General features: G+C 63.0%; 9 protein-coding genes. 3 read left to right on the top strand and 6 right to left on the bottom strand.

Annotated features, from left to right (window positions below):
* Positions 1-40 precede the first annotated feature (40 nt).
* Both ACHAC9_RS23015 and ACHAC9_RS23010 read right to left on the bottom strand, forming a co-directional pair.
* Positions 41-1,306 carry a nitronate monooxygenase gene (locus ACHAC9_RS23015; RefSeq protein WP_435763867.1) on the bottom strand — a complete coding sequence of 422 codons (1,266 nt, stop codon included), beginning with the start codon at positions 1,304-1,306 and terminating at the stop codon, positions 41-43.
* A gap of 202 nt (positions 1,307-1,508) precedes the next feature.
* Positions 1,509-1,994: a YajQ family cyclic di-GMP-binding protein gene (locus ACHAC9_RS23010; protein ID WP_435763865.1), complete on the bottom strand. Its 486-nt coding sequence runs from the start codon at positions 1,992-1,994 to the stop codon at positions 1,509-1,511.
* Between the two features lie 152 nt (positions 1,995-2,146).
* Here ACHAC9_RS23010 and murB point away from each other — a divergent pair, with 152 nt between their 5' ends.
* Positions 2,147-3,175, top strand: a complete 1,029-nt coding sequence (murB, locus tag ACHAC9_RS23005) for a UDP-N-acetylmuramate dehydrogenase (protein ID WP_435763863.1) — start codon at positions 2,147-2,149, stop codon at positions 3,173-3,175.
* A 1-nt stretch (position 3,176) separates the two neighbouring features.
* Here murB and ACHAC9_RS23000 read toward each other — a convergent pair whose 3' ends face one another.
* On the bottom strand, positions 3,177-4,166 hold the full coding sequence (locus ACHAC9_RS23000) for a diguanylate cyclase domain-containing protein (protein ID WP_435763861.1): 990 nt from the start codon (positions 4,164-4,166) through the stop codon (positions 3,177-3,179).
* Between the two features lie 151 nt (positions 4,167-4,317).
* Between ACHAC9_RS23000 and ACHAC9_RS22995 the strand changes: the two genes are divergently transcribed.
* Positions 4,318-5,028, top strand: coding sequence for an SDR family oxidoreductase (locus ACHAC9_RS22995; protein WP_435763859.1), 711 nt, complete (start codon positions 4,318-4,320; stop codon positions 5,026-5,028).
* Here ACHAC9_RS22995 and ACHAC9_RS22990 read toward each other — a convergent pair.
* From ACHAC9_RS22990 to ACHAC9_RS22980, 3 genes are all read right to left on the bottom strand, one after another.
* Positions 4,971-5,807 carry a Crp/Fnr family transcriptional regulator gene (locus tag ACHAC9_RS22990; protein ID WP_435763857.1) on the bottom strand — a complete coding sequence of 279 codons (837 nt, stop codon included), beginning with the start codon at positions 5,805-5,807 and terminating at the stop codon, positions 4,971-4,973. The two genes, ACHAC9_RS22995 and ACHAC9_RS22990, sit on opposite strands and share 58 nt — an antisense overlap.
* A gap of 67 nt (positions 5,808-5,874) precedes the next feature.
* Positions 5,875-6,123, bottom strand: a complete 249-nt coding sequence (locus ACHAC9_RS22985; protein ID WP_435763855.1) for a hypothetical protein — start codon at positions 6,121-6,123, stop codon at positions 5,875-5,877.
* Between the two features lie 61 nt (positions 6,124-6,184).
* On the bottom strand, positions 6,185-7,216 hold the full coding sequence (locus ACHAC9_RS22980; protein WP_435763853.1) for an FKBP-type peptidyl-prolyl cis-trans isomerase: 1,032 nt from the start codon (positions 7,214-7,216) through the stop codon (positions 6,185-6,187).
* Positions 7,217-7,968: 752 nt separating this feature from the next.
* Here ACHAC9_RS22980 and ACHAC9_RS22975 point away from each other — a divergent pair.
* Entirely contained in the window at positions 7,969-14,370 is a 6,402-nt protein-coding gene (locus ACHAC9_RS22975; RefSeq protein ID WP_435763851.1) for a peroxidase family protein, read from the top strand.
* The last annotated feature ends 152 nt before the right edge of the window (positions 14,371-14,522 follow it).

Here is a 14,522-nt window from a genome sequence, read left to right as displayed (position 1 = left end):
ACGGGTGAGCGTGGCTTTTTAAGAACGATAAAGACGAGGATCAAGCCGCCACGCTCTCCTGTTTTTCCGGCAGGGCGATGGCATTGTCGACGCTGAACTGGTAATCCCTGAACACGTGCTCGGCGCTCAACACCTGGTAATTGCCGTCGGCCAGCTTGTGCGTGGTGTCCTTCAGGCGGTAGGTATAGTGGCCGCAGGTCCAGCAATTATAGTTGCGCATGTGCGTGCACAGGCAGGTCTTGTCCAGCACCGGCGGATTCTTGACCTCGGGATTGGCCAGCACTTCGCGGTTGTACGAATTGATGTAGGCGCAGTTGCCGGTGGCGTCCAACAGGTAGCCGTAAGATTCGCAGCCCGGACGGATGCCCGAACCGATTGCCGGCGTGCTTTTGAGCATGCGCATCGGGTAGCCGGTCGGCGAGATGCCGTTGACGATGATGTCTTCCTCGCTGGCGCGGAAGTATTCCTGCTTGACGCTGTCGGGCATGCCGCACTCGTGGGTGACAGTGAAACGGGTCGCCACTTGCACGCCGCCCACGCCTTTTTCAAGGAAGCCCACCGCATCGGAACCAGTAAACACGCCGCCAGCCGCGATCAGCGGGATGTCGAGGTTTTCCGCGCGCATGTAGGCGAGGATCTCATCCATGATCAGGTGCAGGTCGTAGTTCTTCCAGTCGAAGCCGAAGCCCAGGTGGCCGCCGGCCAATGGTCCCTCGACGATGATGAAGTCGGGCAGGCGGTTCAGCCTGGCGACCTTGCGCAGGAACAGCTGTAGTGCGCGCACCGACGACACGATGATGCCGAGCTTGGCGTCACGGAAACGCGGATGGTCCTTGATCAATTCGAAGGAACCGAGGTGCAGGCCGGCCGACATGGTGATGCCGTCGATGCCGGCATCGAGCGCCGACGACAGGCGCGTGCGCAGCGTTTCCTTCGGCGCATTCATGGTCAGCTTTTCCATGCAGTTCACGAAAATCAGGCCATCGCCTTTTTTCGCCGCCATGGTAGCGCCCACGTGCAGGCGCGTCGCTTCGGCCAGGCGTTCGAGGTCGAACTGGACCACCGCCTTGTCCATGTTGTTGATGTTGAACTTGTAGAGCTTGGTCTTGTCCTTGACGAAGGTCGTGTCGAACTTGCGGTCCGACACATCCTGCACCATCGCGTCCGAGAGATGGCCGATGCCGCCCAGGCGCGCCGCTTCCAGCGCGAGCTCGGAGGTCGAAATGTCCACGCCCATTCCGCCGATCATGATGGGCACATATTCCTTGTTGCCCAGACGCAGGCGGAAATCATCAACACGTTTCATTGCTATCCTTAGACTACCGAAGTTGCTCTAGCTCAAAAAGGGAAGGGCCGATGCGAGCGAGTTTGTGCAGCCTCAATTCTACCCCAGGCAAATTGGGGAAGACGCGAGGCGTGCGGCGCGCCGAAGAGAGAGTAGGGCGATTCCTGGCCGGGCGTGGCTTTCGCGCCGCTCGGCCGTGGTCCGTCCACCGTCAATCGACGGATCAATCGCGGAAGTTGTTGAAAGCCAAGGGCAGGTCCAGGATGTCCTTTTTCAGCAGGGCCATGGCAGCCTGCAGGTCGTCGCGCTTGGCGCCGGTGACGCGCACGGTCTCGCCCTGGATGCTGGCCTGCACCTTCATCTTGCTTTCCTTGATCGCCTTGGTGATCTTCTTGGCGTCGTCGGTCTCGATGCCGTTGCGCACCTTGATCAGCTGCTTGACCTTGTCGCCGCCGATCTTCTCGACCTTTTCTTCGTCGAGGAAGCGCACGTCGACCTTACGCTTGGTCATTTTATTGACCAGCACGTCGTACACCTGGCTCAGCTGGAAATCGGAATCGGCGAACAGCGTCAACTCTTTTTCCTTCTGCTCGACCTTGGCGGAGCTGCCCTTGAAGTCGAAACGGGTGGTGATTTCCTTGTTCGATTGCTCAACGGCGTTCTTTACTTCGACCATGTCTGCTTCGCAGACGACGTCAAACGATGGCATGGCGGGTTCCTTTAAGTATCTGGCTATATGTTGCTGTTTTACGATTGGCCGTATTTTAACGGACTAGCCTCCATGAGACGATGCTTTTTGCCGTCAGGCTTGGGCTTGCCACTATAATTATCTGGATTTCGCCTTCCATGACCCATTGAAACATGCCCGCCGACCTCCCGATCGAACACGACGTTTCCCTGCAAGCCTTCAACACCTTCGGCCTCGAAGCACGCGCGCGCCACTACCTGCGTGTCACAAGCGACACCCAGCTCGAACAGCTGCGCGCTGACGCCGCCTTCGAAGGCGTGCCGCGTTTCGTGCTCGGCGGCGGCAGCAATGTGCTGCTCACGCGCGACGTGGAGGCCCTGGTGCTGCACATGGCCATTCGAGGCAGGGAAATCGTCGGCGAGGAAAACGGCAAGGTCCTGGTGCGCGCCGGCGCCGGCGAGCATTGGCACGGTTTTGTGGACTACACGCTGGCGCAAGGCCTGGGCGGGCTGGAAAACCTGTCCCTGATTCCCGGCACCGTGGGCGCCGCGCCGATCCAGAACATCGGGGCCTATGGCCTCGAAACGAAGGACGTGTTCCATTCGCTGACCGTGTTCGACATGGGGAACGGCGTCCGAAGGACCCTGAACGCAGGCGAGTGCCGCTTCGGCTACCGCGACAGCGTGTTCAAGCATGCCGACGGTGTGAATCTCGTGGTGCTGGACGTCACGTTTGCCTTGCCACGCGCCTGGCAGCCGAACCTGCGCTATGCCGAGCTGGCCCAGGCCGTCGAGACCGCGGGGTTCACGGCGCCGACGCCGCGCCAGGTCAGCGACCTTGTCGTGGCAATCCGCCGCCGCAAGCTGCCTGATCCGGCCGAGATCGGCAATGCCGGCAGCTTCTTCAAAAATCCCGTGGTCCCGCCGGCAGCGTGCGCGGCGCTGTTGGCACGCTTTCCGCAGCTCGTGCACCACGTCCAGCCGGATGGCAGCGAGAAGCTGGCCGCGGGCTGGCTCATCGATCAGTGCGGCTGGAAGGGGAAATCCCTGGGCGCGGCCGGCGTCTATCCGAAGCAGGCGTTGGTGCTGGTGAACAATGGCGGGGCAACGGGCGCGGAAGTACAGGCGCTGGCGCACGCGATCCAGCGCGACGTGCTGGAGCGCTTCGGGGTTGAGCTGGAACCGGAACCGGTATTCGTCTGAATCAAGCGCGGAAGGCTGCAACCCTGTTGCGGCCGCGCGATTTCGCCGCGAGCACTGCTTCGCCGGCACGCGCCAGCACCGCCTCGAACCCGCCTTCTTCAGTCGGCATGGTCGAGGCCACGCCGACCGACATCGTCACGATGCGCCGTTCGGGCACTGGATGCGGCAGCGCCAGGCGCTCGAGCGCGCTGAGGCAGGCTTCGGCCACCTGCACCGCGCCATCGAGTCCCGTGTCGGGGAGCAGGATGGCGAACTGCTTGCCTTCGTAGCGCGCGGCCAGGTCGGATGGGCGTTTCAGTTGTCCGGTCAGCAGGCCGGCCAGCTTGCGCAGGCAGAGGTCGCCCGCGTCGCGCCCCATGCGGTGATTGAAGTAGCCAAAACTGTCGACATCGCATATCAGCAAGGAGAGCGGCTGGCCGTTGCGCCGCGCGCGCTGCCATTCGCCCAGTGCCACCTGGTCGAAGCGGCGCCGGTTCGGAATCCCGGTCAGGCTGTCCACGCCATCGATGCGGTCGAGTTCGACCTGGGCGCGGGCCAGCAGCGCCTGGGTGTCGATCAGGCGGCGCAGCGCGTCGTCGCGTTCCTGCACAGCCTGGCTGGCAAGCGCGTGATAGCGCAGGCGCGCCAGCAATTCTGTCTGGGTCGGCAACTCGGCGAGGTAATCGCTGGCGCCGGCGGCAAAGGCGGCGTCGCGTCCGGTGTTATCGGCATGCGGCGCCAGTACCAGCAGGGGCAGCCCGGCGAGGGCGGCATGGGCGCGGCAGGCGCGGATGAAATCGCCGCTGTCCTCGCGTCCGCCCAGCGCGCGCACCAGCACGGTGGGGCGCAAGGCCGCCGCCTGTCCCAGTGCCTGGGTAGTATCGGTGAGCACCAGTTCGATGTCGTCGACGCCCGCCAGCATCTCGCGCAGCGCCCCGGCAAAGGGCGGCGCACCGACCAGCAGGACGCGGCAAGGGCTATTCAGTGACGCTAGGGCAGTGGCAGAAGGCATCGGATTGGCGGAGTGGACAGGGCAGCTCCATTCTACCCCGAGCACCTCCCAAATTGTTGCATATAGCCTACTTCGAGTGTCCGCCTACAACGGTCTGGGCCGGTGCCCCGCGTTCGGCTATATTTGGATTCCCATTCGCTCAGGAGAAAGTATGAAAGCCATCGTCACCGGCCACACCAAGGGTCTCGGCGCCGCCATCGCCGCCGAGTTGACCGAACGCGGCATTCCCGTGCTCGGCCTGGCGCGCGGCCGGGCCGCAGGAGCATCCGCTTTACTGACTCAAATCGAGGTCGACCTGTCCGACAGCGCTGCCCTGGCCGCCTTCCTGGCCGGCGACAGGCTCGCCCGCTGGCTGCGCGACGAGGGCGCCACGCTGCTGGTGAACAATGCCGGCGTGGTCGCGCCCGTGGGTCCCCTGCAGGAACAGGATCCGCTGGCCACACTGCGCGCCGTGACCCTGAACGTGGCCGCGCCGCTGGCGCTGGCGGCGGCCGTGGTGCGCGCCAGCCGCGGCGAGCGCCGCATCCTGCACGTCTCGAGCGGAGCGGGCAGGAATGCCTATCCCGGCTGGAGCGTCTACTGCGCCACCAAGGCCGCGCTCGACCGCCACGCCGAAGCGGTGCTGCAGGACGGCGACGCCTTGGTGCGCTGCTGCAGCCTGGCGCCGGGGGTGATCGATACCGGGATGCAGGCCGAAATCCGCGCCACACCCGAATCGCACTTCCCGATGAAGGAGCGTTTCGTGCAGATGAAGCAGAAAGGGGCACTTGCTGCGCCTGAAGAGTGCGCGCGCAAGCTGGTCGATTATTTGCTGGCGGAGGGATTCGGAGAAACACCGGTGGACGACCTGCGCAACGCCTGACGCCCGGGCGATGGCGCGATGTGGCGCAGTGTGGTGAGCGCTTGCGCATCCATGATGCTGATCGTGCGCTGGCGGACGGTGATATATCCCATATCGTTGAAGGCCGATATGGTACGGCTGACTGTTTCCATGGTCAGGCCCAGGTAGCTGCCAATTTCCTGGCGCGTCATGCGCAAATTGAAGATCTTGTTCGAGTATCCCATCGCGGCAAAACGGTCGGACAACGCAACCAGGAAACGGGCAACGCGCGCCTCCGCCGACAGGGTGCCGAGCATGCCGATTACTTCCTGGCGTAGCGCCAGTTCGCGGCTCATCATGCGATACATCAGCGTTTCTATATCCGGATTCACGCGGCTGAGACTGGTCAGCCGCGTGAACGACAGCAGGATCAGGTCGCATTCCGACAGCGCCAGTGTCTCGCACGTGTGCGTGCCAGCGTGGATACCGTCGATGCCGATCATGTCGCCTTTCATGGGAAAGCTCAGTACCTTTTCGTTGCCAAAGTCGTCGACCAGTGCGGTTTTCAGGAATCCGGCATTGACGACATACAATGTATCGAACGCCTGGCCGAGGCTGTGGATCTGCTGTCCGATCTTGAACTGCACATGTTGGAACAGCACCTTGGCCGAAGCGGGCGAAACGCTCGGGACACGCAGCAGCGCGCATACTTCTTCCAGTGTCGACCAGAGCGGGCCCTGACACTGGCGTCCTGCCTTTGCGTCATGCGAATGCATGGTCATTATCCGACCTGGCTGTGCAGAACTGAGCTGGTGTTCCATTCCTGCCTCCTGGTATGCAGCGCGGTCTCCGACGGGTATGAGCACCCCCCGGCCAAACTGTTCTGGACTACACCCCGTCCGGAGTCAGGTCATGGACCGCACGCGCGCTCCACCGACGAGGCACGGTCGCGCGCATGCGGGCAGAGCCGGCGAGCACGCGCATTGCAAGCGCAGGGGGTACGCCGGTTTCATGCAAAAACGCTTGCGCCACACGGCAGCCGAGATTCTCGCGGTAGGCAATCGCGACATCGATCAGCGTGGCCAGGATCGGATCGGCGCGCCGATCCATTTGACGGTCTTTCAACGCGTTGTTCACCAACTCTCCCCATGATGTGCAGTCCCGGTCACAGGCATGACCGGTCCACCGTGCGGACGCCTTACTGCACGCTGATGAGGTCGACTTCGAAAATCAGTGGCGCGTCGGGCGGGATCGTGGTTCCGCTGCCGGCGCGTCCGTAGGCCAGGGACGCTGGAATGATCAGGGTGCGCTTGCCGCCCGCCTGCATGCCGAGCAGACCCTGGTCCCAGCCCGCGATCACCTGGCCGGTGCCGAGCCGGAATGTAAAGGGGGTCCTGCCGATCGAGGTATCAAACTGCGCACCCTTGAAATCGGCCTTGGTCGCGTCGTACAGCCATCCTGTGTAATTCACCGTGAGCGTACGCCCCGAGCTCGCCAGGGTGCCCGATCCCTGCACCGTGTCGATGCGCTGGAATACCGGCCCCTGGCTTTGCGGCGTGGTCGCGCGGACCTTCGTATAGCGGATATCGGCGATGTAGCTCGCGCCTGCCGGCGAGAGCAGCACCAGTTCGCCGTTGTCGATGTAGAGCGCGCCCGGCGCGCTCGTCGCCGGCTGCAGCCCTGCGTCGGTACTGCACACCGGTCCATCGGGATAGTCGATGCACCAGGTGCGCACGCCGTTCGCGCTCGTGCTTGTGAGGGCCGGGCCGCTGCGCGTGCGGGAATAAGCTGGAATCGCGATCGTCACCAGGTCGAGCGGCACCTGTATCGCGCTCGTGCCGGGCGTGAGCACCGCACCGGCCGTCGTTGTGCTGATGTAGGTCAGGGAAAAATCGGCACTCAAGCTCTCGGATGCGGCAACCGCCCCGGCGCAGCCGTCGGTGGCGTGGAAGTTGCGCACCAGGTTCAATTGCAGGGCATTCGCGCCGGAGGCGGCCGCGCTCAGGATGGCCGTGTCCTGGGTCCGGCCCAGACAAGGCCCGTACCAGGTGCCTGCATACGGCGCCAGCGTCGTCGTGCTCGGCGTCGGGGCTGGCGTAGGGGTCGGTGTCGGTGTCGGCGTCGGGGCAGGCGTTGGCGTCACTGTGACCGGCGGGACGACGCTGGTTGCGCCAGCGCTACCGCCACTGCCCCCGCCGCCACAGGCGCTCAAGCTGAGGCAGGCAAGCATGAGCATTCCGGCGCATGACTTACCTGTTTTTCGCGTGCCGGGGTAATGTCCATTCCACGATTGGAGTGAAACGTGGTGTGGGTTCGAGCGGTCATCAGCTAATAGTGCACGCATTATCATCTCCCCGAATTTTGGAATTACGTTCAGTCAACTAGTCCAGCCGGATCTGGTGACTTATTGTTTTACGCGGCGCCCGAGCATACGCCGGGAAGGCCTCAGCCATGCCTTCGTCAAATATGACGAAAACAGGCATGCCCCGATATTCTGGGCATGCGATCAAATAAAACGCAACCGGGTAAATATAACTTTCGGGTCAGTAAAGCGTTTATGCATGCCGAATATCGCGCCTACACGTCAGCATTGCCAACTCATCTTTTTTTACGGGGCGTAGAGCTTCTCACTCGTAAACCCATGCTGTTTTCACTTCCTACATGACCTGTAGGCGGGTTCCTACGAGACTATGATCAAAATTTTAACGATAGTTATAATTTATGGAACGAAAATTTAGCATTGTGTACTTTTTGTGACATGTAAAAATTTATGCCGTTTGCGTAAATTTCTATGCTAATTTAATAAATACGCCGATTGCCACTACTGGTTATTCTGCATAACGCGTCATGTTCGAATGCGCTATCCAGACGTAAGGGCACCCCTTTGCCTGCAGATTGGGGAGGTGGTTTGAAAACGGAACCATATGTCGCCAGGCAACTGGTCAACAAAAAGGTGGTCCAAACTATCCTAGGGGAAACAACATGTCTCTGAATTCGCAATATAACTTCAATGTCAATCTGGACGACCTGGCGTTTATTCTGAAGCAGATCAAGATTTCGGAGGCGAGCACCAAGTCAGATGGCTCCGTCGACGGTCCACTGCTGCGTGAACTGGTGGGCAGTCCCCTGATGCCGAACGGCCTGCGCACGGTGGATGGTACCTGGAACAGCCTGCTGCCAGGCATGGAGCGGATGGGTGCGGCCGACAACATCATGCCGCGCCTGGTCGCCGGCGTCTGGCACAACGCCGAAGGCGTGGCCGCCAATTTCTTTGGACCAGGCAGCCCCGCTTTTACAAGTTCGAGCTATGCGCAGACCACCACCGGCAACATGGTGTTCGATTCGCAGCCACGCATCATCTCGAACCTGATCGTCGACCAGACCGACAGCAATCCGGCCGCCGTTGCCGCTGCCGATGACCGCGCCGACATCGCGACGTTTCCAGGAATGGAGACCGTCCATGTTTCGGCCGACGGCACGCTGCTGATTCCGAACCAGTCGCCCGACATCGGCCTGTCGCCTCCCTTCAACGGCATGATGGCGCTGTTCGGCCAGTTCTTCGACCATGGTCTCGACCTGATCAGCAAGGGCGGCGGCACCGTGTACGTACCCCTGCAGGAGGACGATCCGCTGTATGTCGCGGGCAGCCCGACCAACTTCATGGTGTTGACGCGTGCGTCCAACAAGCATCCCGGCCCCGACGCCGAGATGGGCACCGCCGACGACCTGACCGGGCACCTGAACACGACCACGCCGTTCATCGACCAGAACCAGACCTATACCTCACATCCCTCGCACCAGGTATTCCTGCGCGAATATGCTCTGGTGAACGGCAAGACGCTGGCAACCGGCCGCCTGATCGACGGCGAGCATGGCATCGGCAACTGGGCTGAGGTAAAGGCCCAGGCGGCGGCACTGCTGGGTATCCAGCTGCTCGATAGCGACATCTTCAATGTGCCGCTGCTGGCCACCGACCGCTACGGCGAATTCTTGCGCAGCCCAACCGGCCGGGTCCAGATCGTCACCGCCACCGGATTGGTCGAAGCCGACGCGCCGGGCGGCGCGGGCATGCCGCTGCCTGCGAATACCCTGCGGACCGGACATGCCTTCCTCGACGATATTGCCCACGCCGCGACACCCGGCACCTGGGACCATGACGGCAACCGCGCCACGCCGGCCGTACCGATGACGGCCGATACCGACAGCATTACCGGCCCGATAGGGAATGCTCCACAGCCGCGCGGCACCTACGACAACGAACTGCTCGACCGCCATTTCATCACCGGTGACGGCCGCGGCAACGAGAATATCGGCCTGACCGCGATCCACGCCGTCTTCCACGATGAGCACAACCGCCTGGTCGAGGACTACAAGAACACCATTCTCGGCAGCGGCGACCTGGCCGTGATCAACGAATGGCTGGCGGTCGACATCGGCGCCATCCCGACGGACGCGGCGGACATCGCCGCCCTCCAATGGGACGGCGAACGCCTGTTCCAGGCTGGCCGCTTCGCCAACGAAATGCAGTACCAGCACATGGTGTTCGAGGAATTCGCGCGCGCTGTGCAGCCCAGTATCGACCCCTTCGTGTTTTCGAATTCGGCCGACATCGACCCGTCCATCATGGAGGAGTTCGCCAACGTCGTGTACCGCTTCGGCCACTCCATGCTCAACGAAACCGTCGCACGCCTGGACGCCAACCTGGCCTCGAGCGACATCGGCCTGATCGAAGCCTTCCTTAACCCGATCGCCTTCGACAAGAACGGCACCATCGACCCGGATATCGCGATCGGCCAGATCGTGCGCGGCATGTCGCGCCAGGTCGGCAACGAGATCGATGAATTCGTCACCGATGCGCTGCGCAACAATTTGGTCGGCCTTCCGCTGGACCTGGCCACCCTGAACATCGCCCGTGCCCGCGATACCGGCGCGCCAAGCTTCAACGAGGCGCGCAAGGCTTTCTTCGAGATGACCGGCGACGCCCAGCTCAAGCCCTACACCAGCTGGGCCGATTTTGCCCCGCACATGAAGAACCCGGCCTCGATCATCAACTTCATCGCCGCCTATGGCATGCACCCGAGCATCCTGGCCGAGACTTCGCTGGCGGGCAAGCGCGCCGCCGCCACGCTGCTGGTCATGGGCGACCTGGACCTGAACGGTGACGAAGTCATCAATGCCGATCCGACGAAGGTCAGCGCCACCTACCGGCTCGAGACCGCGCCGGGCGACCGCACCGACTTCTTGAACAGCACCGGTACGTGGGCCACCAAAGAGACCGGCTTGAACAAGGTCGATTTCTGGATCGGCGGCCTCGCCGAAGCCAAGCTCGAGTTCGGCGGCATGCTGGCCCCGACCTTCAACTTCGTGTTCGAAGCGCAGATGGAAAAGCTGCAGAACGGCGACCGCTTCTATTACCTCAGCCGCACGCAAGGCCTGAACATGCTCAACGAGCTCGAGGCCAACCTGTTCTCCGCGATGGTCATGCGGAATACCGATATCGGCGACGTCGGCAGCACGACCCACTTGCCGGCCCTGCTGTTCACGGCGCCGAGCTATACGCTGGAAATGGACAAGGGCAGGCAGAATACAGGCATTGATGCCGATGGCACGGGCAGTGGCACCGCGATGAACGGCGACCCGGGCCGCCACAATCCGGTGCTCAACGCCTTTACGTCGCTGGTAACGCGCAAGGCGCCGGGAATCGATGTCGATGGTGACGGCCACAAGGACGGCGGCCAGCTGATCTATGCCTACGACGGCGCCGATCACGTGGTATTGGGCGGTACGCCGGGCAACGACATCATCAAGGGCGGGCGCGGCATGGACACGCTCTGGGGCGATGGCGGCAACGACATCCTCGACGGCGGCGACGAAGCCGACCAGGTGCATGGCGGCGACGGCGACGACATCATCACCGACCATGGCACGCCAGCCGGCGCCGCCGACTTCCTGCGCGGCGACAACGGCAACGACGTCATCAGCAACGGCGCCGGCAACGACATCGTGTTCGGCGGCGCCGGCCAGGACTTCTTCATCGTCGGTCCCGACTTCACGGAAATCTTCGCCGGCGAGGGCAATGACTTCCTCTTGGGCGGCAACGGCTCCGACGTGCTGATGGGCAATGAGGGTGACGACTGGATCGAGGGCGGCGAAGGCTTCGACGGCCTGTCGGGCGAAAATTCGCAACTGTTCTTCGACAGCAGCATCATCGGCCACGACGTCCTCAATGGCCAGGGCAACGACACGGACTACGACGGCGAATCGGGCGACGACATCATGGTGCAGGGCGCCGGCATCCAGCGCAACAACGGCATGCTCGGCTTTGACTGGGCCATCCACAAGGGTGATCCGGTCGCGGCAAACTCCGACCTCGGCATCCCGATCTTCGGCCAGCAGGCCCCGTTCATCCTGCGCGACCGCTTCGATTCCGTTGAAGCACTGTCTGGCTGGAAGTTCGACGATATCCTGGTCGGCACCATCCGGCCGACCGGCACGGCCGGCGAGCCGGGCGGCATAATTGGCGGTCCAGCAACCGACAGCATGCTGCTGCAGAAGAACGTGGCGCTGATCAATGGCTTGCAGGAGCTGCTCGGAAGACCGGCAGAGAACAATGGCGAGGCTGTCGTGTTCGACCCGAGTACGGGCGCCGACATCCTGATCGGCGGCGCCGGCAACGACAAGATCACCGGCAAGGCCGGCAACGACCTGATCGACGGCGATGCCTGGCTTAACGTGCGCGTCAGCGTGCGTGAGAAAGGCGATCCGACGAAAGAAATGTTCTCGGTCGATACCATCGCCGACCTCAAGACACGCATGCTGTCGGGCGAGATCAATCCCGGCCAGCTGGTCATCGTGCGCGAGATCCTCGGTTCGGCTAACGCAGAGAACGAAGTCGATACGGCCGTGTACTCCGACCTGCGCGCCAACTATGACGTCACCCGCAACGCCGACGGTACCTGGAACGTCGCCCACTTGCGCGGCACCGCGACCGACGGTACCGACCGCATCCGCAATATCGAGCGGCTGCAGTTCACCGACCGCACCATGAACCTGACCGGGGAACCGGCCATCGACGACACCACGCCGACCGAACTGCGCTTGCTGACGGCCCTGCCGGGCACGATCGCCGAATTCAGCGGCGTATCCCCCTCGGCGGTGACCTATCAGTGGCAAGTCCGCAGCGGTGCCACTTACGTCAATATCGCCGGCGCCACCGGACTGACCTTCATGCCGCAGCAGGCCCAGGTCGGCCTCGAGTTGCGCGTGATGGCCAGCTTCAGGGACCTCCTTGGCGTCAATCGCGTCGTGTTTTCCGACCCGACGGCGCCGCTGGGCGACAACATGCGCGGCACGGACCTGGCCGATATCCTGATCGGTACGCCGTATGCCGATGAGCTGATTGGCCTGGCGGGCAACGACACGCTCAGTGGCGGCGCCGGGGTCGATGTCATGACTGGCGGCATAGGGCATGACGCCTATGTCGTTGACGACGTCGGCGACATCGTCAACGAGGACCTGAACGGCGGCACCGACGCCGTACAGACGACGCTCAACGCCTACACGTTGGGAGCCAACCTGGAAAACCTTACCTTTACCGGCACCGGCAACTTTACCGGTACCGGCAACACACTGGCCAATGTGCTCACTGGCGGCGCCGGCGACGACATCCTCGACGGCGGCGCCGGCGTCGACCGGCTGATCGGCGGCATCGGCAATGACACGTATATCGTCAGCGATGTCGGTGACCTGCCCGTGGAAGGCCTGAACCAGGGCCAGGACCTGGTCCGCACCTCGCTCGGCAGCTTCTCGCTGGCCAACAACATCGAAGACATGGTGTACACCGGTACCGGCAATTTCGTCGGCAACGGCAACAACGGCATCAACAGCCTGACTGGCGGCGCCGGCAACGACGTGCTCGACGGCCTCGCCGGCGATGACCGCCTGGCCGGCCTGGACGGCGGCGACACGCTGCGCGGCGGCACCGGCAACGATGTGCTCGACGCCGGCCTGGGCGACGACACGCTCGACGGCGGCGTCGGGCTCGATGTCATGACCGGCGGCAGCGGCGACGATCGCTACGTCGTCGATAACCTCGGCGACCAGGTGATCGAGGCGGGCGGCGAGGGCATCGACCTGGTCAGCACCACGCTGGCGGCTTACACCCTGGGCGACACAGTCGAGAACCTCACCTATACCGGAACGGGCAGTTTCATCGGTACCGGCAATGCCTTGAGCAACGAGCTGCGCGGCCGTAACGGCAACGACCGGCTCGACGGCGGCGCCGGAGTCGACGTGATGTTCGGGGGCTTGGGCAACGACACCTACATCGTCGACGAGGCACTCGACGATGCGGTCGAGTTCGGCAACCAGGGCATCGACACCGTCCTCACCACGCTGAACAGCTATATCCTGTGGTCCGACCTCGAGCACCTGACCTTCACCGGCAGCGGCGCGTTCATCGGCGAAGGCAACGAGCTGGCCAACACCATCACCGGCGCGGGCGGAAACGACAGGCTCGACGGCGGCACGGGAATCGACCGCCTGGTCGGCGGTGCCGGCGACGACACCTATGTCGTCGACACGGCGCTCGACGTGGTGGTCGAGGGCGGGAACGCCGGGACCGATCTGGTCCTGTCCAGCGCCGCCAGCTTCACGCTGGCCAACAACATCGAGCACCTGACCTATATCAGCAGCGGCAACTTCACTGGGGTCGGCAACAACTTGGCCAACACCATCACGGGCGGCAACGGGAACGACAGCCTGAACGGCGGCACCGGCAACGACACCCTGCGCGGCGGCGCAGGCAATGACAGCTACTTCGTCAACGTCGCAACCGACCTTGTCGAGGAAGGGCTCAATGCGGGCGTCGATACCGTGTTCTCCACCTCGACTGCCTACACGCTCGGCGCGAACGTCGAGAACCTGACCCAGAGCGGCGTCGCGGGGACGCTGACCGGCAACGGCTTGTCGAACATCCTCAAGGGCAGCACCTTGAACGACACGCTGCGCGGCGGCGCGGGCAACGACCGGCTCGAAGGCGGCGCAGGCAATGACATGCTCCAGGACAGCGAGGGCAACGACATCTTCGTCTTCGGCCCCGGCCCCTTTGGCGCCGACATCGTTACCGGTTTCGATGCGAACCCGGTGGGCGGCCAGGACCTGCTGGACATCTCGGGGCTTGGCATTACCGCAGCCACCTTCGCCTCGTCCGTGAGCTTCCTCGACCTCGGTCTCGACATGCGGGTAACGATCGGCACTATCGGTTCTTTCGTGCTGCAGGGTGTGGGCGACCCGTTGACGCTGACAATCGACGACTTCCTGCTCAGCGGCGGCACAGTGCCGGTCTTCCAGAGCGTGACGGCGGGGCCGCTGGCGGTGGCCTAACGTAGAAAGCAGAAAGCAGAAAGCGGAGAAGTAGACAGGCAGGAACGTAGTAAAAGCAAATGCAGCAAAAATCCCTGGCACAGGCGCCGACAGCGTCGCGCCAGGGAGCGATTCAACCATAACTACAGCAACACACACCAAACCAAGGGGTT

The organism is Massilia sp. CMS3.1 (genome assembly GCF_051262535.1).
GTDB lineage: Bacteria > Pseudomonadota > Gammaproteobacteria > Burkholderiales > Burkholderiaceae_D > Telluria.
Note: the sequence above shows the minus strand (reverse complement) of the source record. Positions and strands in the feature narration are given on the sequence as shown.